Origin of the sequence: Selenomonas sp. (assembly GCF_052169755.1) — a bacterium.
Lineage (GTDB): Bacteria > Bacillota > Negativicutes > Selenomonadales > Selenomonadaceae > Selenomonas.
The window spans coordinates 17,444-40,527 of the sequence record NZ_JBQNBV010000004.1; the positions used below are offsets into that span (position 1 = coordinate 17,444).

Here is a 23,084-nt window from a genome sequence, read left to right on the forward strand (position 1 = left end):
GATGGAGAATGTTACTTGTTTTTGACATAGGAAACAGCAATATCGTGATGGGCACCTATGAAGGGAAAAAACTCCTGCGCCATTGGCGTATTTCGACAGACCGGCAGAAAACGGGCGATGAATATGGTATGCTCATCAATAGCCTTTTCGCCTATCATAACATTCGCATGGAGCAGGTGAAAGCGATCATCATATCGTCCGTCGTGCCGCCTCTGATGGTGCCGATGATCAAGATGTGCGAGCGTTATTTCCATATCCGTCCGCTTATCGTAGGACCGGGCATCAAGACGGGGTTTCGTATTTCCTATGAGAATCCGCGCGAGATCGGCGCCGACCGCATCGTCAATGTCGCGGGGGCTTTCGAGCAGTACGGCGGTCCTTTGATCGTCATTGACATCGGTACGGCGACGACGTTTGACGTTGTTGCACCGAACGGCGATTTCCTCGGCGGCGTCATCGCGCCGGGGCTGTCGAGCTCTGCCGATGCACTCTTTCAGCGCGCTGCCAAGCTGCCGCGCATCGAACTTGTGACGCCGAAACGCATCATCAGCCGCAACACGGTCAGTGGTATGCAGGCGGGGATCATCTATGGATACGTCGGGCAGATTGACGAGATCGTGCGCCGCATGAAGAAAGAGATGGGCTACAATGAGATCAAGGTCATCGCGACGGGCGGCTATGCGCGCATGATTTCGCGCGAATCGAAGATGATCGACAAGATCGACCACTTCCTGACGCTCACGGGGCTTCGCGTACTCTACGAGAGGAATTCGGAATGAGGCTCGGGAAGCTCGATTTTCCCGTGCCTGTCTTTCTTGCGCCGATGGCGGGTGTGACGGATATGGCGTACCGCATCCTCGTACACGAGCTTGGCTGTCCGCTCGTTTACACCGAGATGGTCAGCACGAACGGCATCAACTACCGCAACGAACGCACGCTCAAGATGCTGCGGACGGATCCGCGTGAGCGCCCGCTGGCGATGCAGCTCTTCGGCAATGAGCCGGAAGCTGTGGCGCGTGCGGCTTCTTACGTCGAAAGTCTCGGCGTCGCCGATGTCATCGACTTCAACATGGGCTGTCCTGCGCCAAAGATTGTCAAGAATGGCGAAGGGGCGGCGCTTCTCCTCGATCCTGAACGCGCCGAGCGCATCTTGCGTGCGCTCAGGCGATCCGTCAAGCTGCCCGTGACTGTGAAGATAAGAAAAGGCTGGGATGCAGCGAATGTCAACGCCGTGGATATTGCCGAGCGAGCTGAGGCGGCAGGCGTCGACGCCATCGCCGTACATGGCAGGACGCGCGAGCAGTTCTACAGCGGGCAGGCGGATTGGGCGATTATTCGCGCCGTGAAGGAGCGCGTCGCCATACCCGTCATCGCGAACGGCGATGTCAGAAGCGTCGTCGATCTCGTACGAATCTTTGAGGCGACGGATGCAGACGGTGTGATGGTAGGCAGAGCTGCACAGGGCAATCCGTGGCTTTTTCGTGAGATGGCGAGTTTTTTGCGCACGGGCGAGGTCGTCGCGCCGCCGACGATTGCGGAGCGGCGCACACTCATCCTTCGTCATCTTGACATGCTGCTCGAAACGAAGGGCGATTACGTCGGTCCGCGCGAGATGCGAAAACATGCGACATGGTACACACGCGGCATGAAGAACGGTGCGCGGCTGCGTGAGATGTTCAATCGCGCGGAAACGAGAGAGGATTTCGCCGCAATTTTGGAGGATTTAGTGTAAGGCGGTATACGCCGCTTGGCAAGGAAACAGGTGATATTATGGCAGAAACAAAGGACAAGAAGAAGGAGCTGCCTTGGAGTTCGTATTCCGAGGAGCAAAAGCAGGAATTGGAGAATCTTTCCAAAGGATACATCGAGTTCTTGACAAAGTGCAAGACGGAGCGCGAGAGCGTGCGCGAGATCATCCGTCAGGCAGAGGCGGCAGGTTATGAAGATCTTGAAGAAGTCGTGCGCACAGGAAAAAAACTTGCACCGGGAGCAAAGGTCTATTGCGCCTATATGAAGAAAGCCGTCGCGCTCTTCCACGTCGGCACGGATCCTGTCGAAAACGGCTTGGCGATCCTTGGCGCGCACATCGATACATGCCGTCTCGACGTCAAGCAGAATCCGCTCTACGAGGACAGCGGGCTTTCTTACCTTGACACGCATTATTACGGCGGTATCAAGAAGTACCAGTGGGTTACGGTGCCCCTGGCGCTGCATGGCGTCGTCGCTAAGAAGGACGGCACGCTGCTTGATGTCGTCATCGGTGAGGAGGCTTCCGAACCGACTTTTTGCGTGACCGATCTCCTCGTTCACTTATCGCAGGAACAGCTGAAAAAAACGGCGGATAAAGTCGTCGAAGGCGAAAAGCTTGATGTGCTCGTTGGCACGCTGCCGCTTGCCGACGAGGACAAGGATGCCGTGAAGAAGAATGTGCTTCATCTGCTGCAGGAGAAGTACGGCATCGAAGACGATGATTTCCTGTCGGCGGAGCTTTCTTTCGTTCCTGCAGGCGCCGCTCGTGAGATGGGCTTTGACCGCAGCATGATTCTCGGCTATGGGCAGGACGATCGCGTTTGCTCCTACACGTCGCTCGCTGCCATGCTTGAGACGAAGCCCTCAAAGCGCACGGCGTGCTGCCTGCTCGTCGACAAGGAGGAGATCGGCAGCGTCGGTGCGACGGGAATGCGCTCGCACTTCTTCGAGAACATGCTCGCCGAACTTATGAACGCGCTCGGGCAATATTCGGAACTGGCTGTGCGCCGCGCACTCGCAGCGTCGAAGATGCTTTCTTCCGATGTTTCCTCGGGCTACGATGCGCTCTACGCCGAGGCTTTCGACAAGCGCAACGTCGCCTATCTCGGGCGCGGCATGGTATTCAACAAGTTCACGGGTTCGCGCGGCAAATCCGGCTCGAACGACGCAAACGCCGAATATTTGGGGGAGCTTCGCGCCATGCTTGACAAACATGATGTGCGCTATCAGTCCGCTGAACTCGGTAAGGTCGATCTCGGCGGCGGCGGCACGATCGCCTACATCATGGCGCTCTACGGAATGCAGGTCATCGACAGCGGCGTCGCCGTGCTCTCGATGCACGCGCCGTGGGAGGTCACGAGCAAGGTCGATGTCTATGAAGTGAAGAAAGGGTACGCCGCGTTTCTCGCGGAGGCATAAAGACGCATGTATGAAAGTCTTTTCCGCCGTTTTGTCAAGGATTACGATAAGACGACGCTGCCCGAGGTGCGCTTCGCCTACGGCAATTTGAGCGGGCGCGTAGGCATCACGGTCAATTTCATCCTCAGCGCCGTCAAACTCTTCCTCGGCGTCATGAGCGGCGCCGTGTCCGTCGTCGCCGACGCTGTGCACAACCTCGCGGATGCGGCGGCGTCCGTGGCGACGCTCCTCGGCTTTCGTCTCGCGGCGAAACCCGCTGATGCCGAGCATCCATTCGGGCATGGCAGGGTAGAATATGTTGCGGGCTTTTGCATCGCAGGGCTGATTCTTCTCATCGGGTTCAAATTGCTCGAAGCGTCCATCGAGAAGATTCTCGCGCCCGAGCCGCCCGAGGTGAGCGTTTCCATGCTCGTGATTCTTGCCGCATCCATCGCTTTGCAGCTTTGGCTCGGCCGCTTCAACCAGACGATCGGCGAGCGCATCGATTCAGCAGCGATCCGCGCGGCGGCGGCGGACAGTCTCAACGACTGCATCGCAACCGTCGTCGTCGTTTCCAGCCTTGCGCTGCACTATGCGGTGGGCATCGACATCGACGGCTGGGCGGGCATCCTCGTCGCGCTCTTCATCCTGCACAGCGGTTGGGAAGCGGCGAGCGACACCTTGCAGCCGCTCTTGGGACGGGCGCCCGATCCCGCGCTCGTCAAGGGCATTGAAAAAACGGTTCTCAAGCATCGCGCGATCACGGGCGTACACGATATCATCATCCACGACTACGGTCCGGGGCGTACATTCGCATCTGTACACGCCGAAGTTCCCGCCTCGATGGATTTCCTCGAAGCGCATGAGGTCATCGACGGTATTGAGGAGCTTTTGCGCAGGAAATATCAGATCATCGTGACCGTTCACATGGATCCTGTCGTCACGGACGATCCGGAGGTCGAGCGCGTGCGTGCGGAGATTGAAGCCATCATGCACGAAAACAAGCTGGGCGAATCCATCCATGATTTCCGCATGACGACGGCAAAGGGCGGCGGCAAGAAAATCATCTTCGATGTCAAAGTTGCTGATGACTGCAAGATGACGAACGCTGATGTCGGCTTCTTTCTCGCGCGTGAGATCAAGGCGCACAATTCCGCTTATCAGCCTGTAATTCGCGTCGATCGCTTCTTTTGCTGATAGGGCAGAGCTTCCTTAAAATTTGGGTAGTTTAGGCAAAGAAGCAGGAGTTTAAACCTTGATGAAGAATAAAAAAGATGTTGACAGCAGTGCTGAACGTAGAATTTAGGAGGCAGAAAACATGAAAAAATTCCTTGCTGCAGCGCTTTTCGCGTGTTCGCTCTTTTTGGCGGCGCCGCAGGCGCAGGCATATTCCGAGTTGGATTTTCTTGAGGGCAACTGGTATGACGACAACGGCAATCTCTTTGCCATCGTGCGTGACGGCAAGCTCAATACGTTTCGCATGAACATGATCACGATGGCGGGCAGCCCCGGCAACTTCGCCGCCGCCGTGCAGGTGGAAGAACCGAATGGCTTCCGCAACGTCCCCGTCGAATACTCCAATGCAGCGGCAGACAAAGCGGATAGAAACAACCCGTTTTTCCGCCCGACGGTGCAAATGAACGGTGTCAGCGTCCATAAGGAATGGTTCCAAGTGCCTGACGCCGCCTATGACTATCTTGATGGTCACTGGTACGACGCCGACAACAACCTTGTCGCGTTCTTTAGAAACGGCACGTTCAACACGTATCCGATGACGTTTTTGAGCTTCTACGGTGTCGGCGGTCATTTCGACAGCATCTTCAAGATCAACGACCACGGCACGGAGAAATATTTCGCGCTGTCCCTGCATCCGACGAACGCCGGCAAGCGCATCTCGATCCGTATGCTCGGCGTTGACGATTGGGCATATGACGCTCTGCATCAGTAAACAGGCAAAAGGAAACCGCACGGCGCGATGGACCGTGCGGTTTCTTTTTGCCTGTTTACTGTCTGTCAGCGATCGCTTTTCGACGGCTGTTCGAGTAAATTGAAAAAATCCGGAATCTCAAGCGGCCGATAGAAGTAGAAGCCTTGGATGTAGTCGCAGCCCGCTTCGAGGACGGTTTGAAGTTCCTGTTCCGTTTCTACGCCTTCGACGCAGACTTTTTTGCCGAATTTATGGCACGAGTAGACGATGCTTGAGATGAAGTCACTGCTGTTCTTTGAGTACGCCATCTCTTTCATGAGACTGCGGTCGAGCTTGACGATGTCAGACGGATGTTTCAAGAGAAGTTCGAGCGAGGAGTAGCCGGTGCCAAAATCGTCGAGTGCGAGACGGATGCCGAGATCGCGGCACGCCTCGATGAACTTCTGCAAGGTTGCGGGGCTTTCGTTGTAGTTTGTCTCCGTGAGTTCGGCGACGAGATTTTTGCCGTCCATCGCGTGACGTGCAAGCGTCTGGCGCATGCAGGGCAGAAATTCCGGGTCGAGTACCTGATAATAGCTGACGTTGAAGCTCAGGGAAAAGCGCGGGTTTGTGCGGCGTATGCGCTTGGCGTGGATGACCGCCTGTTCGAAGATCCAACGGCCGACAGCGCGGATCTGCTGACTGCGTTCCAAGATGGGGATGAATACGCCCGGCGAGATGTTCGTACCATCATGCGACCAACGGCACAGGAGTTCACCGCTGACGATGCCGAAGCCATCGGCGGAGACCGCCGGCTGTATGACCGTGCGGAAGTTGGCGCAGCCGCGCTCGACATCTTCATTGATCGCGAGCAGAAAGCGGCTGAGATTTTTGCGCGTTTCAAGATTCTGCGGGGAGAAGATGATGTAAGGTTCATCTTGCGCTTCCTTCGCGAGATCCAAGAGACTCAGCATATTGGCGATGATCTCATCCGACGCCGTATCGCTTGGTATGTCCTCCATGAGGGCAAGCGAAGAGGGCGTCTGTACGGCAAGCCCGTAGACGGCATAGAGGTTTCGCACGGTCAAGCTGATGAAGTCGAGGATCGTTTTGGGATCTTCATGGGTGCCCGGCGAAAGAATGGCAAGAAAGCGCAGACCATCAAGGCGATAGATCAGCAAATTGTCGCGGAACCGATTGGTAAGACCGGCTGCGATGTCCTTGAGGAGCGCGTCGGAATGACCTCTGCCGCGAAGTTCGTTGATTTCACGGAAATTGTTCAAGCGGAAACCGATGAGGGAAAGGGCGGGATGATCCTTCTGCAGCTCCTGCAATTTGAGTTCGGCGCCCTTTTCGCGAGCAAAGCCTGTGATAGGGTCGACGACGAAATCAATCGCGAGACGCGCGATGCTTCCGGAGAAGAACAGCGGCGTTTCATGTGTCGGATCCCACTTCAAGATGCCGCAGCAGCGAATCCAGAATTCATTTCCCGCATGATCGGTCACGCGATAGCGCAGATCGTGGATATCGCGCTTGTTCTCGATGATGTCGGCGATGTCCGCGCGATAGGTTGCGAGATCGTTGGGGCGGCGTATGCACCTTTCCCATTCGCCGAGGAAATTTTTGACGATGTTGCTCTTAAAGGCGAAGGTTTCGCGCATCTGGTCGTTGATATAGAAGAGATTTGTCTGCATGTCGCCGAAGTAGATGTATTGATCCGCAAGCTCGATGGAATCGAGGAAGTTCGGGAAGTCAAAGAAATTCTCCCGCAAAAATACGGAAAGCAGCCCCTTGTCAGCGTCCGCGTCGATTTCTGCTGCAGTGCCGCCCGTGCTGCGCAGGATGTCGCGCATACGCAAGATGCGCATGGCAAAGCGCCCGGCGAGATACAAGGCCGCCGTGATGTCGTGCGCGTTGCTCCAATCCGGCACATCGCAGGTGATGAATCCGGACGGCGCATCGTCACGAAAGAGCGGTACAGCGGAGAGGGTGTAAAGTCCGAGCGAGGCGAAGCAGCGACTGGCGAGAGGGTGCTTCTCGGCGAAAACCTGCGTGTCCTTGAAGAGGACGTGCCTGCCGTTCGTCAGCCTGCCGCTCGTCAAGGCGACAGCGGCGCGGATAAGATCATCCGCAGGTTGCCTGTACGGTGTCGTGTCCTTGGCGCTCCATGTGTAGGTAGGCGCGTAGCGTTCCCCTTTGTATTCAAAGACGATGATGCGATGCAAAGAAAAAATCTCGCCCATGTATTCGAATAGTGAAAGGATACCTTCATCAGATTCTTCCGTGTCGACGATTTTTTTCAGGAAAGCTGCAGAAAGATCGCTTTTCTCACAAAATTCATCAAGCCATTCCGAAACGGAGTCCATGATTCTTCCCAACCCCTTTATCAATGTCTATTTGGACGATATTATTATACATGAACTTTCCCCATTCGTCTATTGCTTATAGGAAAAAAGTTTTTGTTTATTGAAAAAATGTTTGGATTTTGTTTATAATTTTTTGCAGACGCTCGGCAAGATTTCGAAAGCTGTGTCAAGGTTGATGCCGATGACACAGGAAGGCGTGCGTAAGGAATGCGGGGATTCGCTCGGAAATGACACTCTTTTGTTTGGGAATATTTCGTGTTATAATGGCTTCATGAAGTTTTTGCGGCAAAATGTGAACGTCGTTGAAAAGCCGTTGGGGTTGTTAGGGGAGAACTATGTGGAAGAAGATTTTTGGCAAAGCGCCTTTGCCGAAAAACGAAGCGGCGCTTCTTGACATCGAGCGTTCGCGCCTGCCGCGCCATGTTGCTGTCATTATGGACGGCAACGGACGTTGGGCGAAAGGGCAGGGCTTTTTGCGCACGGTTGGTCATCGTGCAGGCGTTGATACGCTGCACGACATTTTGGCTACGGCGATTGACTTGAAGCTTGAGGTGCTGACCGTTTATGCTTTTTCGACGGAGAACTGGAAGCGCCCACATGAAGAAGTCGATTTCCTTATGCGTCTTTTTTCGGAATATCTCGATAAAGAGGAGCGGGAAATGCACGAGAAAAACGTGCGCATCCGCTTCATCGGGCGCGTTGATGAGCTGACGCCCGAGCTGATTCAGCGTGTGCGTCATGCCGAAGCGTTGATGAAGGACAACACGGGAGTGAACTTCTGCGTTGCTGTCAATTACGGCGGACAGGATGAGATTTGCCGCACGGCGCAGGAATTGGCGCGAAAGGTGCAGGAGGGCGCGCTTTCTCCCGAGGAGATCACGCCGGAGTCTTTTGAAACGGCGCTCGATACGAAAGAACTGCCGCCGGTCGATCTCGTGATCCGCACGAGCGGCGATATGCGTCTGAGCAACTTCCTGCTTTGGCAGACGGCGTATGCGGAGTTCTGGTTCACGGAGACGAATTGGCCCGATTTCAAGCCCGCTTGCTTTTTGGAGGCGATCCGCGACTATGCGGGCCGCGAACGGCGCTTCGGCGGAATTAAGGGAAAATGAAGGGGATTGCCCCGTTAAAGAGGTGCGTGGTTTGCTTACAAGGATTATTACGGGCGTCGTCGGCATGGCTCTCGCTGCTTTTGTCATTATGCAGGGGGATTGGCTCTATGCCGTCTGCGCCATTTTGCTTTCGTTTGCCGCATGGTACGAGTATGTTTCGGCATTTGAGCATGTGGGAAAGCCTCTCGCAAGGCTCGTGGGCTTCGTCGTCATTTCCCTTTTCGGTACCGCCGCTTGGCTTTGGGGCAGTGCGTGGCTCGTCGCCATCGCGACGCTTGCCGTACTGTTGGTGTTTGCTGAGGCGGTTTTCCGTCATCGTCGTTTCGCTGTCGATCAGGTATGCTTTTCTCTTGCGGGTATTTTTTATGTCGGCTTTTGTTTTGCGCACCTCATTTTGCTGCGTTTTGCGGCGCAGGATGTCGTGCTGGCGACGCCCGTCGGCGATATGACGCTTGGCTGTGCGTTCCTTTGGATCATGTTCCTCGGCACATGGTCGAGCGATACTTTCGCTTACTTTGCAGGCTCCTTTTTCGGCAGCCGCAGACTGTGTCCGGAGATCAGTCCGAAAAAGACGGTCGAGGGCTTTTTGGGGGGGCTTGTCGGGACGACGGCAGTCGTTGCGGCGCTCGGTGGGGCGCTCGGATTTTCCGTGCCGCTGATGGCTTTTTTGGGCGTGCTTCTCGCATGTGCCGCGACGGTCGGCGATCTTGCAGAATCGCTCATCAAACGCTACGCGGGCGTCAAGGATTCGGGGCGCTTCTTTCCGGGACATGGCGGCGTTTTGGATCGGTTCGACAGTGTGATGTTCACGGCGCCCTTCGTTTATTATTTTATCCAAGTCGTTGGCTTGGCGGGAGTTTGAGATATGAAGAAACTTGCGATTTTGGGTTCGACCGGTTCGATCGGTCGTCAGACGGTCGATGTGGCTCTCGCGCACCCGGAACTTTTTTCTGTGTCCGTGCTTGCGGCGAACGCGAACGATGCGCTGATCGAAGAGCAGATCCGGGCGCTTTCTCCTGAGCTTGCCGTGCTCGCCGATGATGAGGCGGCGGCAAGGCTCAAGGCGCGGTACGTTGGCAGGACGCGCATCGAGGGGGGACGCGAGGCTTTCGTCGCGGCGGCGGCATATCCGTCCGTCGATATTGTTGTCACGAGCATGATGGGATTTGCTGGTCTTGCACCGACGATGAAGGCGCTCGATGCGAAGAAGGACATCGCGCTCGCGAACAAGGAAACGCTTGTCGTCGCGGGTGAGCTTGTGATGGCGAAAGCGCGCGAGGTCGGCGCGGCGATCCTGCCGGTCGACAGCGAGCATTCAGCGCTTTTTCAGTGTTTGCAGGGCGAGAAGGCGCGGTGCGTCGAGCGTATCATCCTCACGGCTTCTGGCGGGCCTTTCCGCGGCAAGACGCGCGATGCGCTCAAAAAAGCGACGGTCAAGGAGTGCCTTGCCCATCCGACGTGGCAGATGGGACAGAAGATCACGATTGATTCGGCGACGCTCGTCAATAAGGGGCTTGAGGTCATTGAGGCGCATTGGCTCTATGATGTATCTTACGATGCGATTGAAGTCGTCGTGCATCCCGAGAGCATCATTCATTCGATGGTCGGCTTCACGGACGGCGCCGTTATGGCGCAGATCGGTCCTGCCGACATGCGTCTGCCGATTCAGTACGCCCTGACGTATCCGACGCGTCAGCCGTCGAATTTCGAGCGGCTTGATTTTTCTAAGATCGCCGAACTTTCTTTTGAAAAACCCGACAGGGAGACGTTTCGCGGTCTTCCTCTCGCGTATGAGGCGGGGCGCGCAGGCGGTACGATGCCATGCGTCTTGAATGCTGCGAATGAAGTTGCTGTCGCAGCGTTTCTCAGAGGCAGGATTCGCTTCCTTGATATTTATGCGATCATCGAGAATACGATGGAAAAATGCGGTGTACGGAAGGCGCCGACGCTTGATGATCTCTTTGCCGTCGATGAGGAAGCTCGCCGCGTGGCGCAGGGCTTCTTGCAGCAAATAGGGGGTTGAGATGGTTTTAACGCTTTTTGCCGCTGTTTTTGTATTCGGCATCCTTGTTATCGTGCATGAACTTGGACATTTCGCTGCGGCGAAGCTCACGGATATGCGCGTGGACCGTTTTGCCATCGGCTTCGGTCCGAGAATATTCAAGTATAAGCGCGGTGAGACGGAGTATTCGCTGCGCGCTTTGCCGTTGGGCGGTTTCAACGATATCGCAGGCATGGATGCGGCGAGCAATATGGCAGGGGAGCGCGGCTACTGCGCGAAGTCTATACCTGCGCGAATGATCGTGATTCTTGCAGGTTCCTTTATGAATCTCATTTTGCCGATTTTTCTTTTTTTCGGCATTTTCTTTTTCGCGGGCGTTTCGACGCCTTCGCCGGAGCCTGTGCTTGGTACTGTCGTGGCGGGGCATCCGGCAGCTGGCGCGGGGCTTCTCGCGGGCGACCGCATCGTAGCTATCGAGGGGACGCCGGTGACGTCGTGGCAGGATATTACATCTCTCATCAAGGACGCCGGCGGCAAGGTTTTGCGCGTCGAGTACGAGCGTGCGGGTGAACGACAGACGACGAGCGTCATTCCTGTCTACAACGCACAGGAAAAGCGTTCCCTCATCGGCATCAGCGCATCGGCTGTGACGCGTATGCCGGGCTTTTTTGAATCCGTAGAGCTTGCTTTCACGCGCACGGGAACGACGCTCATGATGATGCTTTCGATGCTCGGACAGATCTTCACGGGTGAACAGCAGGCGGATCTTGCAGGACCCATCGGCGTCGCACAGATCGCAGGCGAGGCGGCGCAGATCGGCATCGTGCCGCTTTTGAGCCTCACCGCGCTCTTGAGTCTCAATCTTGCGATCATCAACTTGTTCCCGATTCCGGCGCTCGACGGCGGTCACTTTTTGACGCTTGTCGTCGAAGCTGTGCGCGGCAAGCCGCTTTCCGGCAAGGCGATGCATTATGCGCAGATGTTTGGCATATCGCTGCTCGTACTTTTGATGCTCTATGCGACGAAGAACGACATCATGCGCATCTTTGTAGGCGGTTGAAGGGTTTTTGCCGCCGAAGATAAAGAAGGGTAGATCATGCAGAGGAAAATCACACGGCAAATCCATATTGGCTCGGTCGCAGTCGGCGGCGGTGCGCCCGTCTCCGTGCAGTCGATGACGAATACAAAGACGCAGGATGCGGCGGCGACGGTTGCACAGATCGAAGCGCTCGCCGCTGCGGGCTGCGACATCGTGCGCATCGCCGTGCCCGATAAGGCTGCGGCGGCGAACATCGGTGCGATCAAGGCGCGTACGAAGGTGCCGCTCGTTGCCGATATCCATTTCGACTATCGCCTGGCGCTCAAAGCGATCGAGCAGGGCATCGATGCGCTCCGGCTCAATCCCGGCAATATCGGCGGTGCGGAAAATGTGCGTCGTGTCGCCGAAGCGGCGAAAGCGCACGGCATACCGATCCGCATCGGTGTCAATGCCGGCTCTTTGGATAAGCGTCTCTTGGAAAAACATGGCGGCGTCACGGCGGAGGCTCTCGTCGAGTCCGCCTTGGAACATGTGCGCCTCTTGGAAGAGCAGGATTTTCATGATATGAAGATTTCCCTCAAGGCGCACGACGTACCGCTGACGCTCGCAGCGTATCGATTGATGAGCGAGCGATGCGATTATCCGCTGCATCTCGGTATCACGGAAGCAGGTACGGTGCGCTCGGGCATCGTCAAGTCGGCGGTCGGTATCGGCGCGCTTCTTGCTGAGGGCATCGGCGACACGCTGCGCGTTTCTTTGACGGGCGATCCTGTCGTCGAGGTGCGCGTCGCGCGTGAGATCTTGAAGGCTTTGGGGCTGCGCGATTTCGGCCCTACTTTGATCTCCTGTCCGACATGCGGCAGGACGGCGATCGACCTTCCTTCGATAGCCGAGCGCGTGGAGGAGAGACTCAGCGGCATCGCGCAGCCGATACATGTCGCAGTCATGGGCTGTGTCGTCAACGGTCCGGGCGAAGCGCGCGGCGCCGACGTTGGCATTGCGGGCGGCAAGGGCGTAGGACTTGTCTTTCGAAGGGGCGAGGTCGTGCGTCAGGTCAAGGAAGAAAATCTCGTCGAGGAGCTGTTTTGTGAAATCGACAGCATCTTGGCAGAACAGGAAAATTGAGAAAACGAGCCTGTTTTGAGCGTAGGCTTGTCGGTATAGAGCAGGGCATCGCGCCCAAATGAGGAGGAGCTTTTCATTGCTTACATCGAAATTATACGCACCGACGTTGCGCGAAGTGCCGTCTGACGCTGAGATCACGAGCCATCGGCTCATGCTGCGCGCGGGAATGATCCGCAAGGCAGCGGGCGGTGTCTATACATATTTGCCTCTTGCATGGCGTACGATCCGAAAAATCGAGCAGATTATCCGCGAGGAAATGGACGCGGCGGGCGGACAGGAGCTTTGTATGCCGATCATGCAGCCGGCGGAGATATGGCAGGAGTCGGGACGTTGGAGTGTTTTTGGCTCGGAGATGTTTCGCTTGAAGGACTGTCATGGTCGCGAGTTCTGTCTTGGTCCGACGCATGAGGAGATGATTACGACGCTTGTGCGCGATGAGGTGCGTTCTTACAAACAGTTGCCGCTCCTCTTGTATCAGATCCAGAACAAGTATCGCGATGAGATTCGCCCGCGTTTCGGATTGATGCGCAGCCGCGAATTTATCATGAAGGATCTCTATTCCTTTGACAAGGACGAGGCGGGCGCCGATCTTTCCTATAAGAAGATGTACGACGCCTATACGAATGTATTCACGCGCTGTGGCTTAAAGTTCCGTCCTGTAGAAGCGGATTCGGGCGCGATCGGCGGCAATCATACGCACGAGTTCACGGTGCTCGCCGCCGCGGGCGAGTCGGAGATCGCCTGCTGCACGTCATGTGATTACGCCGCGAACGTGGAAAAGGCGGAGCTTCTTCCCATCGACACGCCGGAAGAAGAGCCGTTGCCTTTGAAGAAAGCCGCAACGCCTGCTTGCAAGACCATCGAGCTTGTGGCTGAGTTTCTGCACGCGCCGCTCGAAAGGACGATCAAGGCGGTTGCTTTTCAGGATGAAAATGATGCGCTCGTGCTCGCTTTCGTGCGCGGCGATCACGAAGTCAACGATGTGAAGCTGCAGAACACCGTCGGCGCGACGGAGCTTCGTATGGCGGCTGAGGCGGCGATTGAAGCGGCGGGCGGCGTTGCGGGTTTCATGAGCCCCATCGGCATTAAAAAAGGCACGAAGATCGTCGTTGACAGCACGGTCATGAACATGAAGAACGCTATCGCGGGTGCGAATGAAGTCGATGTGCATTATACGGGCGTGAATCCTGTGCGCGACTTTACAAACGTCATCGTCCGAGACATCCGCCTCATGACGGCGGACGATCCTTGCCCGCACTGCGGAGCGCCCGTCAAGATCACGCGCGGCATTGAGGCGGGGCAGGTCTTTAAGCTCGGTACGAAGTACAGCGAGGCGCTCGGCGCGACGTTCCTCGATGAAAATGGCAAGGAAAAGGCGCTCTTCATGGGCTGCTACGGCATCGGCGTCGGCAGGACGATGGCGGCTGCCATCGAGCAGCACAATGATGAGCACGGCATTATATGGCCGCGTTCTATTGCGCCGTACGAAGTCGTCATCGTTCCCGTCAACGCAAAGACGCCCGAGCAAATGACGCTCGCTGAAAAGATCTATAAGGAGCTTCGTTCGGCAGGCATTGACGTTATTCTTGACGACCGCAAGGATCGTGCGGGTGTGAAGTTCAAAGACGCGGACCTTATCGGCTATCCGCTGCGCATTACGGTCGGTCCGAAGGCTTTGGAAGAGGGAAAAATCGAGCTTAAGGTGCGCCGTTCGGGCGAGAGTGTTGACTGCACGCAGGAAGAGTATTTGAAAAAGGTGCAGGAAATTTTGAAAGAGCTTTGATTTTACTGAGGTGCATGGGGCAGAACAGCTCGCTGAGAAAGGGGAAGGAACATCATGGAAGGGGAAATCCTTTGGAAGAAGGATCACTATGTCATACGTTACTTCGAGGGCGGCAATGAGCATTTGCAGCCGCTTGCTTTGGGCGATGAGATCGAAGTTTTCGTCAACGCCGCATGGAAAAAGGTAAAGGTGGAGGAAAAGAACGGTGAACCTGTTCTCGTCGGCGTCGGCTACGGCGACGGCATCGGCTGCCAGGCGCGTTTTGAAAAGAAGTAGCCGGAGGCGATAAGCATGGAGAAAATTGGCATAGTTTTTGCCGGCGGCAACGGCAACAGCGCTTATCAAATGGGCGCATGGAAAGCGCTGCGCAGCTATGAGCTTGAGACTGCCGTGAGCGTCGTCTCGGGGACGTCTTTTGGCGCCCTGAACGCCATGATGTTTGCGGCCGACGGCTATGGACATGCGGAAGCGATGTGGCAGAATGCCGCAAAGCTCAAGATTTCGAATGTGCCGATCACGAAGCTCAAGGAAATTTATGACATTCTTTTGACAAGCGGGCTTTCCGGCGTGTCGTTTGAGCAGTTCCTCGCACTCTTTGGTCACGGTCTTTTTGATGAAAAAAGTTTTTCTGAATTTCTGACCGAGCATTTGGAACTCTCGAAGGTGCGCGAAACGATTGAGCATATCTTCATCGGTACGACGAAATTTCCTGAGTTCGAGCCGAGCTATTATGATCTCCTTCGCTATCCGGAAAAGATGCGGCGCGTTCTTTTGACAGCGGCGAACGCGCTGCCGATTCTTTATTCGCAGCTGCGTTTTTCGAGCGGCGTTGTGCTCTGGGAAGGCAGTTTTACGGATCTTTCGCCGCTTCTTCCCGTCTATGAAGCTGGCGTACGCCTGATCTTCGTGCTTCATTTGTCGCAAAGAAGTTCTGTGCAGAAGAGCCTTTATCCCGATGCGAAGATTTATGAACTTTTCCCGCGACCAGATTTTTCCGACCGACCGGGCTGCGTCGATTTCACGCGTCTCGCTGTTGAAAAACGCATGAAAGAGGGCTACGGCGATATGGTGGACTTGATTCAAAAGCTTACGAAAGAGGGGATCGTAAGCTGCCCTATCGGCGATAAGCTCAAGGAGGTCAAGGCGAAGGAAGGAGACTTTTTGAAGCAGGCGAAGCGGGCGGAGGATCGGGAAGCGGATAGAAAGCGCGGCGAGATCGTGAATCTTTTGACGGAGAAGTGAAGGATAGATGCGCCTTTTTACGGTTCGCCTGCCGCATGTATGCCTGGTTTGGAATACTTTTGCGTAGAGGGGGTTGAGCATGAGATACGGAAGGTCTGCAGAGTGGTTCTTGGCGGCAGTTCTGGCGGCATTGTCGTGGACTTCGGCAGTTTCTGCTGAAAGTATGGAAGCGGCTGGCAAAGCCGTCGCTGCGAATCCGCCTGCTGCTCAAAATGCCGGAACTGGTACGAATGCCGCCGGAACGGCGATGGATGAGGCTGCATGGGAAGCGGCGCTCGCGGCCGGTGCGGCGGTGAGCGCTGTACATGGGACAGTGCCGCAGGAGACGACGACTGCACCACAGGAGGAAGCTTCAACCGCCGTGAGCAGTGAAAGCGGCGCAGCCGCCGCCGTACCGCAGCCGGATGCCGCAGCGGCTGCAGCGCCATCACAACCGATGCAAGAGATGCAGCCGACACAGGAAATACAGCCGACACAGGAAATACAGCCGGCACAGGAGCTGAAAGCTGCGCAGGAAGTGCATACGGTACAGGAAGCACAGCCCAAACAGGCAGAAACACAAGCCGAAAATGCAGCGCTTACGCCAAATGCAGCGTCGCGCATCAAAGAACTCATGCAGAAGTTTCGGCTTTCAGGCGATCCGAAGAGCGGCGCCTACAGCTGGATATATACCTCGCCGACTTGGACAGCGGAAGCCGTCAGCCGCCCTGCCGCGGGCAGCAGCTACTTCCTGCTTGCAGGAGCAGAGAGTCTGCGGTTTCAATCCCTCGACTGCGATGAGGTATGGTATTTCCATGAAGGCTGCGGCATGAAGATGACCATACTTCTTGCTGACGGTACGGTGCGCACTTTTGAATTGGGCGTACAGGGGCAGGCGATGCCGATGATTCTGCTTCCCAAGGGACAGATTTTTGCGGCGGAAAATATCGTTCCCACAGGCTATAGTTTCATCAGCTGCATGACAGTTCCCGCTCTGGCGACGACGGGGATTCGCGTCTGGCAGCGTGAGGAGCTTTTGCTGCGCTATCCGCAGGCGAAGGAGCTGATCGAGCGCTACACCGATGCGCCGCTCGTGCAGGGGACTGTATCCAATGGTGCGAGCGACGCGGGCATGGCGGCGAACGGAACGCAGTCATATCCGCCGGACGGAGCAGCGGCAAAGACGCTGCCGCAGATAAATGCAGCGGCGCAAACAGGGGGCGAGATTCATGGCTGAAATGGCGCATATAAAGACTTTGGAGAAGATTCGTGAGGATTGCTATAAAAGTGTCAAACGGTATGCCGTCCTGGGGGCGGCGAACGCGATCAACCCGATTCCCGGAATTGACATCGGTGTTGACGCGGGGCTTTGTCTGCGCATGATGGCGGATATGCGAAGCCGCTTCGGACTTTCCAAAGAAGCGGAAGGCAAGCTGCGTCGCTACGACATTCTCGTGCCGCTCGTGAAGAAGGTGTTTGATTATGCCACGAAAGAGGGCGTGATGATTCTTTTGAAGAGCTTTGGCAAGCGCTATCTCGGCAAAGCGACGGCGAAGTATGTGCCTTTTCTGGGGCAGGGAATCGCCGCAGCGGCGGGTTATGGCATGATGCGATGGTTTGCAAGGCGGTATATTGATGATTGCTATGAACTCGCCTGTTTAGCGCATGACAACGATATTACGATTACCGTGGATGCGAAAGTCGTATCTTAGCCACATGGAAAGATTCATTCATCAACCATCAGAAAAAAGGGGCGACGGCGTGAATAAGGTGATCGTGAAAGTCACAGGCGAGCAGACGGATGCAGCGGGAGATGTCAGCCGCATAGAGATGACGGCTCTGGGTGAGCATTATTTCCGTAATGGCAAGCATTATATCATCTATGAGGACACTTCACTTGCCGAGGGGGTGCCGGCGTCAACGATGCTCAAGGTCGCATCAGATTCTCTGACGCTGACGAGACGCGGCGCCGTGGAGCAAGAGCAGCATTTCTCGCCGCAGTCTGAGAGCCGCAGCCGCTATCAGACGCCCTTCGGTGATCTCGATCTCTGCGTTGCGACGCAGCGTCTTGACATCGCTTACGGATCTGTTTCGGGCAGCATTGATGTCGCTTACGATATGCATATCAATGGCGAGTGGCAGTCGGCAAATGAACTGCACATCGAGGTTGAGGCGGATATATCGGAACGGCAGAAGCTGAATTAAGCCTTTTTGATTTAGGAGGATTTTTTTGGACATCAAAGAACAGTTGGGCGCGGCGATTCGGCAGGCGGCAGAACGGGCGATCGCTGACGGTGTATTTCCATCAGCCGAGCTTGCCGACATCCTGCTTGAAGTGCCGCCGGAGAAGAAATTCGGCGATTTCGCCACGAACTTTGCCATGCAGTCGGCGCGTGTTTTTCGCATGAATCCGCGAAAGATTGCTGAAGAGCTCATGGTGCGCATCGAAGGCGATTGGCTCGATCATGCGGAGATCGCAGGTCCTGGCTTCATCAATTTTTATCTCAAGGGCAATGTACTCTATGATCTGCTGCGTGCGATCTACGAGCGCGGAGAATCGTACTTCCATCTGCCGCAGAAAGATACGGCGCCCATCATGGTCGAGTATGTGAGCGCAAACCCGACAGGGCTTCTGCACGTCGGACACGGACGCGGCGCGGCGGTTGGCAGTGCGCTCGTCAATTTGCTGCGTGCGGCGGGCTATTCCGTCCACAGCGAATACTATATCAATGACGCAGGGCATCAGATCGACAACCTCGCGGCTTCCGTCAATGCGCGTTATCTGGAGCTTTTGGGAAAGGATGCGCCGTTCCCCGAGGACGGCTACCACGGCGCGGATATCATTGATACGGCAAAAGGCATTGTGGAAGCTGAGGGCGAACGCTACCTTTCGATGCCGGAAAGAGAGCGTCTTGCCGCCTTCAAGGAAATCGCGCTCAGAGAAAAGCTCGGGCGATTGAAGGAACATCTGGTATCGTTCAATGTGACGTTTGATGAGTGGTTCAGTGAGCGTACGCTGCATCCTCAGGCTGTGCATGATGCCTGTCAGGCGCTCAAGGAGAAAGGGAAGGCTTACGATAAAGACGGCGCTCTGTGGCTGCGCTCGACGGAATATGGCGATGACAAGGATCGCGTCGTCATACGCGACAATGGTGTGCCGACGTATCTTGCGGCGGACATCGCCTACCATCAAAACAAGTTCGAGCGCGGCTTCGGTCATCTCATCAATATATGGGGCGCCGATCACCACGGCTACGTCTGCCGTGTCAAGGCGGCGATGCAGGCGCTTGGCTACGATCCGACGCACTTGGAAGTTTTGCTCTTGCAGATGGTCAGCCTGTACCGAGGCGGCGAACTCGTGAAGATGTCGAAGCGCACGGGCGAAAGCGTGACGCTCGAAGAGCTTATCGAAGAAGTCGGCACGGATGCGGCGCGTTACTTCTTCCTCATGCGCTCATTGGACAGCCAGCTCGATTTCGATCTTGATCTTGCGAAGTCACATTCCAACGAGAATCCCGTTTACTATATTCAGTATGCGCACGCGCGAATCGCCAGCATCTTTCGGCAGGCGAAAGAGGCCGGGATCGCTGCAGACGATGCGCCGGATTTCTCGCGCCTTGTCGACGAGGCGGAAATCGCACTCATTAAGAAGATCGAAGAATACACGGAAGAGATCGAACGTGCGGCGAAAGAGCGCGCACCGCATCGCATCGCGCGCTTTGCTTATGATACGGCGGGGCTTTTTCACAGCTTTTACAATAAGTGCCGCATCGTGGGCGTGGAGCCTATGTTGTCGAGCGCTCGCTTGGCGCTCGTCACGGTGGCGGGAAATATTTTGCGCCATGCGCTGGGAATTCTTGGCATTTCCGCGCCGGAGAAGATGTGACGGGGAAGCAGGAGGTTATGATTTTGGAAAATATGGAGTACGCGAATCGTTCGGAAACAGACGTGGCTCATGATATTTTGAGTGAAAAAAATGAAGCGATGTACTATAAGGAACTTGTCATGGAAGTTATCGACAAGAAGCGCAAGCCTGTACAGTCGCTTGCTCAGGCGATATCGGAAGTCTATACGCTGATCAATATGGACAGCCGCTTTCACTACGAGGGCGAGGGGAAATGGGGCTTGACGGAATGGAATCCGCCGGAAGTCAAGCGTACGCATACCACGCGTGCGGGCGCAGCAGCGGGCTCTAAGACTTCGCGCCGCCGTGAGAAATTATTGGAGGGCATACAAGAGGAGTAAGGCTTTCGTAAGATCAGGAGGAAAACATGGCAAAGTATATTTTTGTTACGGGCGGCGTCGTTTCATCTCTTGGCAAGGGTATCACGGCGGCTTCTTTGGGGCGGCTTTTGAAAAATCGCGGCATCAAAGTCACGATTCAGAAGTTTGATCCTTATATCAATATTGATCCCGGAACGATGAGTCCGTACCAGCACGGCGAGGTCTTTGTCACGGACGACGGCGCGGAGACGGATCTCGATCTAGGGCATTACGAGCGCTTTATCGACATCAGTCTCACCAAAAATTCCAATATCACGGCGGGCAAGGTATATAACAATGTTCTGACGAAGGAGCGCCGCGGCGACTATCTTGGCAAAACGGTGCAGGTCATTCCGCACATCACGAACGAGATCAAGCAGCGCGTCTATGATGTGGCGGCGGCGGACGGCGCCGATGTCGTTATCACAGAGATCGGCGGCACGGTCGGCGATATCGAGAGCCTGCCTTTCCTCGAAGCGATCCGCCAAGTCAAGAAAGAGGTTGGCCGCTACGACGTCCTTTACATCCATGTGACGCTTGTGCCGTACATCTCAGCGGCGGGCGAGCTCAAGACGAAGCCGACGCAGCACAGCGTCAAAGAGCTGCGCGGCATCGGCATTCAGCCGGACATTCTCGTATGCCGTGCAGAAAAGGCGATATCAAGCGATATGAAGGAAAAGCTCGCGCTTTTCTGCGATGTGGATAAGAACGCCGTCATTGAAAATCTCACGGCGCCGACGATCTACGAAGTGCCTTTAATGATGGCGAAGGAAGGACTCGACAAGATCGTATTGGAAAAGCTCCACATGGACTACAGTCCGGCGAATATGGAAGAGTGGGAGAAGATGGTCTTTAAGATCAAGCATCCTGCGAAGAAGGTCAAGGTCGCTATTGTCGGCAAGTATGTAGATCTGCCCGACGCTTACATGTCGGTGACGGAGGCTCTGCACCATGCGGGAATTGCGAACGATACAGATGTCAAGATCGCTTGGGTCAATTCGGAGGCGATCGAGGCGGCGGATGTCGATCTCAGTGAAGTATTTGCAGGGTGCAAGGGCGTACTTGTGCCGGGCGGCTTCGGTGACCGCGGCGTTGAGGGCAAGATTCGCGCTGTGCAGTATGCGCGGGAGAACGGCATCCCGTTCCTCGGTCTTTGCCTTGGTATGCAGTGCGCCGTCATTGAGTTTGCGCGTCACGTCTGCGGCATGACGGACGCACACTCGACGGAGTTCAACCACGAGACGAAGCATCCCGTCATCGATCTCATGCTTTCCCAGAAGGACGTTGAGGACAAGGGCGGAACGATGCGTCTGGGCGCTTATCCATGCAGTCTCAAGGACGGTTCGAAGAGTCTCGCAGCTTATGGCGCCAAGGAGATCAGTGAGCGTCATCGTCATCGCTACGAGTTCAACAACGATTTTCGTGCCGACCTTGAGCGTGCAGGTCTTGCCGTCGCGGGGACTCTGCCCGATGACAGCCTCGTTGAGATCGTCGAGGTCAAGGATCATCCGTGGTTTGTCGGCTCGCAGTTTCATCCCGAGCTAAAATCGCGTCCGAATCATCCGCATCCGTTGTTCCGCGATTTCGTCAAAGCGGCTCTTGAGGTAAAATGAAAAAACTTTTGCAGCTGTTTTTGGCGGCGCTTTTTTCCAGCGCCGCCGTTTTTTCGGGAAATACTGCGGCTTTGGCGGCTGAACAAAGAGCGGAATGCGGCATCGTCGAGGGCTTCTACGGCAGACCGTGGACGGAAGCCGAGCGGCGTGCGATGCTGCATTTCATGGGGGCGCACGGCATGAGTCTCTATGTCTATGCGCCGAAGGACGATCCGTACCATCGCGAGAAGTGGCGCGAGCCGTATCCGCTGCAGGAAATGCTCGCATTGAAGCGTTTGGCTGCTGAGGCGCGCGCGGCGGGCGTCGAGATTGTTTTTGCCGTATCGCCGGGGATTGACCTGCGCCTTTCGGGCTGGGCGGGCGAAGCGGATTTTCAGATGCTGATGCGAAAATTGGAATCGGTGCATGTGCTGGGCGTCCGTCGGTTTGCCGTATTTTTCGACGATATTGAGCATAAGGACGGCGCAGAGCAGGCACGTTTCCTCAATCGCGTGAATGAAGAAGTTTTGACGCGTCATCTTACGGAAAAGCCGCTGCTTGTCGTGCCGACAGAGTATTTTTTGCGCGATATGAAAGACGGGAATCGAGCGAAAGCCTATACGCGCGAATTTGCCGCACGATTGGATAAGGACATCATCGTACTCTTCACGGGTGCGGAGGTTGTGCCTGAGGGCATCAGCGCTGAGGATATGGCGGATGCGCAACGTCTTTACGGGCGGCCGCTCGGTGTTTGGTGGAACTACCCGGTGACGGACTATCTGCCGGGGAAGCTCGCGCTTGGTCCCATACAGGGGTTGGACGAGGTCACAGCACAGCGTGCGCCCGTATTTTTGATGAATCCGATGGAAAAGCCGTATCTGTCGCGTATCGCCTTGGCAACGGGCGCGGCATGGCTCTCGTCGCCGTCGTCGTATGATGCGGAAGCGGCGTGGCGCGAGGCGATTTATGCGCAATACGGCAGTCTGGCGGCGGATATGGAGCTGTTCGCGCTCCACTCGCGGCGCATGGAGAAGAATTGGGCGCATACGGGCGCTCTCGATGCGCCTGCGCTCAAAGCGCAAATGGATGCATTTTGGCGAAAGGCGGAACACGGGGAACCTGCAAAAAAGGAAGCGGAGGTTCTTGCGCACGAGTTTGCACGTTTAAAGCAAGCCGCCAAGCATTTGGAGGAAAAATTGCCGCTTGAGATCTCCGCTGAATGTCTGCCTCAGATCAAGCTTCTTGCACGCTACGCGGAAGCTGGCGAAACGGTACTGGCGATGGAAAAGGTACGGCGCGAGGGAAGCGTCGCACAGGAGACGGCGCTTTACGAAAAAATTCGAGAGATTCCGACCGCAGGACAGGAAAAAGATGAGCCGCGCATCTCCGAGCAAGTGCTTGCCGACTTTATTGCAAAAGCGAAAATATGGCATGATAGGGGAAAGGAGATCGGGAGAGTCCCTCTGTCACGTGACTTTGCAAAGCGAACGACGGCGGGGGCGGGATCCGTTCCATAAAAAAAGGGCGG

21 protein-coding genes are annotated in these 23,084 nt (G+C 55.8%); 20 read left to right on the plus strand and 1 reads right to left on the minus strand.

The annotated features are described in order from the left end of the window. The first annotated feature begins 8 nt into the window (after positions 1 to 8). From ACTTKG_RS00715 to ACTTKG_RS00735, 5 genes are all read left to right on the plus strand, one after another. On the plus strand, positions 9 to 779 hold the full coding sequence (locus ACTTKG_RS00715) for a type III pantothenate kinase (protein ID WP_442672344.1): 771 nt from the start codon (positions 9 to 11) through the stop codon (positions 777 to 779). Then, the gene (gene dusB, locus ACTTKG_RS00720) at positions 776 to 1,732 is read left to right on the plus strand and encodes a tRNA dihydrouridine synthase DusB (protein WP_442672345.1); all 957 of its coding nucleotides are present in this window, start codon (positions 776 to 778) and stop codon (positions 1,730 to 1,732) included. The genes ACTTKG_RS00715 and dusB overlap by 4 nt, the downstream gene beginning before the upstream one ends. 38 nt (positions 1,733 to 1,770) lie before the next feature. Continuing rightward, a complete protein-coding gene (locus tag ACTTKG_RS00725; protein WP_442672346.1) occupies positions 1,771 to 3,168 on the plus strand; it encodes an aminopeptidase in 1,398 nt (465 codons plus the stop codon). A gap of 6 nt (positions 3,169 to 3,174) precedes the next feature. Next, positions 3,175 to 4,344 carry a cation diffusion facilitator family transporter gene (locus tag ACTTKG_RS00730; RefSeq protein WP_442672347.1) on the plus strand — a complete coding sequence of 390 codons (1,170 nt, stop codon included), beginning with the start codon at positions 3,175 to 3,177 and terminating at the stop codon, positions 4,342 to 4,344. A gap of 121 nt (positions 4,345 to 4,465) precedes the next feature. Next, positions 4,466 to 5,095 (plus strand): hypothetical protein, encoded by a 630-nt coding sequence (locus tag ACTTKG_RS00735; protein WP_442672348.1) that lies wholly within the window; start codon positions 4,466 to 4,468, stop codon positions 5,093 to 5,095. A 65-nt stretch (positions 5,096 to 5,160) separates the two neighbouring features. On the opposite strand, the gene ACTTKG_RS00740 is transcribed toward ACTTKG_RS00735, so the two are convergent. Next, positions 5,161 to 7,419 carry an EAL domain-containing protein gene (locus ACTTKG_RS00740; RefSeq protein WP_442672349.1) on the minus strand — a complete coding sequence of 753 codons (2,259 nt, stop codon included), beginning with the start codon at positions 7,417 to 7,419 and terminating at the stop codon, positions 5,161 to 5,163. Positions 7,420 to 7,754: 335 nt separating this feature from the next. On the opposite strand from ACTTKG_RS00740, the gene ACTTKG_RS00745 reads away from it, so the two are divergent. From ACTTKG_RS00745 to ACTTKG_RS00815, 15 genes are all read left to right on the plus strand, one after another. Beyond that, positions 7,755 to 8,531, plus strand: coding sequence for an isoprenyl transferase (locus ACTTKG_RS00745; RefSeq protein WP_442672350.1), 777 nt, complete (start codon positions 7,755 to 7,757; stop codon positions 8,529 to 8,531). A 31-nt stretch (positions 8,532 to 8,562) separates the two neighbouring features. Beyond that, a complete protein-coding gene (locus tag ACTTKG_RS00750) occupies positions 8,563 to 9,393 on the plus strand; it encodes a phosphatidate cytidylyltransferase (RefSeq protein WP_442672351.1) in 831 nt (276 codons plus the stop codon). 3 nt (positions 9,394 to 9,396) lie between these two features. Next, a complete protein-coding gene (locus ACTTKG_RS00755; protein ID WP_442672352.1) occupies positions 9,397 to 10,554 on the plus strand; it encodes a 1-deoxy-D-xylulose-5-phosphate reductoisomerase in 1,158 nt (385 codons plus the stop codon). Between the two features lies 1 nt (position 10,555). Further along, a complete protein-coding gene (rseP, locus tag ACTTKG_RS00760; RefSeq protein WP_442672353.1) occupies positions 10,556 to 11,593 on the plus strand; it encodes an RIP metalloprotease RseP in 1,038 nt (345 codons plus the stop codon). A gap of 36 nt (positions 11,594 to 11,629) precedes the next feature. Then, positions 11,630 to 12,697 carry a flavodoxin-dependent (E)-4-hydroxy-3-methylbut-2-enyl-diphosphate synthase gene (ispG, locus tag ACTTKG_RS00765; protein WP_442672354.1) on the plus strand — a complete coding sequence of 356 codons (1,068 nt, stop codon included), beginning with the start codon at positions 11,630 to 11,632 and terminating at the stop codon, positions 12,695 to 12,697. 58 nt (positions 12,698 to 12,755) lie between these two features. After that, positions 12,756 to 14,480: a proline--tRNA ligase gene (locus ACTTKG_RS00770; RefSeq protein WP_442672355.1), complete on the plus strand. Its 1,725-nt coding sequence runs from the start codon at positions 12,756 to 12,758 to the stop codon at positions 14,478 to 14,480. 54 nt (positions 14,481 to 14,534) lie between these two features. Continuing rightward, complete coding sequence (locus tag ACTTKG_RS00775) at positions 14,535 to 14,756, plus strand: DUF5348 domain-containing protein (RefSeq protein ID WP_442672356.1); 222 nt, start codon at positions 14,535 to 14,537, stop codon at positions 14,754 to 14,756. A 15-nt stretch (positions 14,757 to 14,771) separates the two neighbouring features. Next, complete coding sequence (locus ACTTKG_RS00780) at positions 14,772 to 15,722, plus strand: patatin-like phospholipase family protein (RefSeq protein WP_442672357.1); 951 nt, start codon at positions 14,772 to 14,774, stop codon at positions 15,720 to 15,722. Between the two features lie 79 nt (positions 15,723 to 15,801). Beyond that, positions 15,802 to 16,938, plus strand: a complete 1,137-nt coding sequence (locus ACTTKG_RS00785) for a cupin domain-containing protein (protein ID WP_442672358.1) — start codon at positions 15,802 to 15,804, stop codon at positions 16,936 to 16,938. Further along, positions 16,931 to 17,413, plus strand: coding sequence for a hypothetical protein (locus ACTTKG_RS00790; RefSeq protein ID WP_442672359.1), 483 nt, complete (start codon positions 16,931 to 16,933; stop codon positions 17,411 to 17,413). The genes ACTTKG_RS00785 and ACTTKG_RS00790 overlap by 8 nt, the downstream gene beginning before the upstream one ends. A 49-nt stretch (positions 17,414 to 17,462) precedes the next feature. Further along, positions 17,463 to 17,906 carry a DUF1934 domain-containing protein gene (locus tag ACTTKG_RS00795; protein WP_442672360.1) on the plus strand — a complete coding sequence of 148 codons (444 nt, stop codon included), beginning with the start codon at positions 17,463 to 17,465 and terminating at the stop codon, positions 17,904 to 17,906. A gap of 25 nt (positions 17,907 to 17,931) precedes the next feature. Beyond that, positions 17,932 to 19,587, plus strand: a complete 1,656-nt coding sequence (gene argS, locus ACTTKG_RS00800) for an arginine--tRNA ligase (protein ID WP_442672361.1) — start codon at positions 17,932 to 17,934, stop codon at positions 19,585 to 19,587. A 32-nt stretch (positions 19,588 to 19,619) separates the two neighbouring features. Continuing rightward, positions 19,620 to 19,946, plus strand: a complete 327-nt coding sequence (gene rpoE, locus ACTTKG_RS00805) for a DNA-directed RNA polymerase subunit delta (RefSeq protein WP_442672364.1) — start codon at positions 19,620 to 19,622, stop codon at positions 19,944 to 19,946. Between the two features lie 26 nt (positions 19,947 to 19,972). Then, positions 19,973 to 21,577: a CTP synthase gene (locus tag ACTTKG_RS00810; protein WP_442672362.1), complete on the plus strand. Its 1,605-nt coding sequence runs from the start codon at positions 19,973 to 19,975 to the stop codon at positions 21,575 to 21,577. Further along, positions 21,574 to 23,073, plus strand: coding sequence for a protein O-GlcNAcase (locus ACTTKG_RS00815; RefSeq protein ID WP_442672363.1), 1,500 nt, complete (start codon positions 21,574 to 21,576; stop codon positions 23,071 to 23,073). The genes ACTTKG_RS00810 and ACTTKG_RS00815 overlap by 4 nt, the downstream gene beginning before the upstream one ends. Positions 23,074 to 23,084 lie beyond the last annotated feature (11 nt).

Excerpts from the sequence above, each read along its gene's own strand:
- ACTTKG_RS00715 (WP_442672344.1), top strand. The coding sequence starts at position 9 with ATGTTACTTGTTTTTGACATAGGAAACAGCAATATCGTGATGGGCACC.
- dusB (WP_442672345.1), top strand. The coding sequence starts at position 776 with ATGAGGCTCGGGAAGCTCGATTTTCCCGTGCCTGTCTTTCTTGCGCCG.
- ACTTKG_RS00725 (WP_442672346.1), top strand. The coding sequence starts at position 1,771 with ATGGCAGAAACAAAGGACAAGAAGAAGGAGCTGCCTTGGAGTTCGTAT.
- ACTTKG_RS00730 (WP_442672347.1), top strand. The coding sequence starts at position 3,175 with ATGTATGAAAGTCTTTTCCGCCGTTTTGTCAAGGATTACGATAAGACG.
- ACTTKG_RS00735 (WP_442672348.1), top strand. The coding sequence starts at position 4,466 with ATGAAAAAATTCCTTGCTGCAGCGCTTTTCGCGTGTTCGCTCTTTTTG.
- ACTTKG_RS00740 (WP_442672349.1), bottom strand. The coding sequence starts at position 7,419 with ATGGACTCCGTTTCGGAATGGCTTGATGAATTTTGTGAGAAAAGCGAT.
- ACTTKG_RS00745 (WP_442672350.1), top strand. The coding sequence starts at position 7,755 with ATGTGGAAGAAGATTTTTGGCAAAGCGCCTTTGCCGAAAAACGAAGCG.
- ACTTKG_RS00755 (WP_442672352.1), top strand. The coding sequence starts at position 9,397 with ATGAAGAAACTTGCGATTTTGGGTTCGACCGGTTCGATCGGTCGTCAG.
- rseP (WP_442672353.1), top strand. The coding sequence starts at position 10,556 with ATGGTTTTAACGCTTTTTGCCGCTGTTTTTGTATTCGGCATCCTTGTT.
- ispG (WP_442672354.1), top strand. The coding sequence starts at position 11,630 with ATGCAGAGGAAAATCACACGGCAAATCCATATTGGCTCGGTCGCAGTC.
- ACTTKG_RS00770 (WP_442672355.1), top strand. The coding sequence starts at position 12,756 with ATGAGGAGGAGCTTTTCATTGCTTACATCGAAATTATACGCACCGACG.
- ACTTKG_RS00775 (WP_442672356.1), top strand. The coding sequence starts at position 14,535 with ATGGAAGGGGAAATCCTTTGGAAGAAGGATCACTATGTCATACGTTAC.
- ACTTKG_RS00780 (WP_442672357.1), top strand. The coding sequence starts at position 14,772 with ATGGAGAAAATTGGCATAGTTTTTGCCGGCGGCAACGGCAACAGCGCT.
- ACTTKG_RS00785 (WP_442672358.1), top strand. The coding sequence starts at position 15,802 with ATGAGATACGGAAGGTCTGCAGAGTGGTTCTTGGCGGCAGTTCTGGCG.
- ACTTKG_RS00790 (WP_442672359.1), top strand. The coding sequence starts at position 16,931 with ATGGCTGAAATGGCGCATATAAAGACTTTGGAGAAGATTCGTGAGGAT.
- rpoE (WP_442672364.1), top strand. The coding sequence starts at position 19,620 with ATGGAGTACGCGAATCGTTCGGAAACAGACGTGGCTCATGATATTTTG.
- ACTTKG_RS00810 (WP_442672362.1), top strand. The coding sequence starts at position 19,973 with ATGGCAAAGTATATTTTTGTTACGGGCGGCGTCGTTTCATCTCTTGGC.
- ACTTKG_RS00815 (WP_442672363.1), top strand. The coding sequence starts at position 21,574 with ATGAAAAAACTTTTGCAGCTGTTTTTGGCGGCGCTTTTTTCCAGCGCC.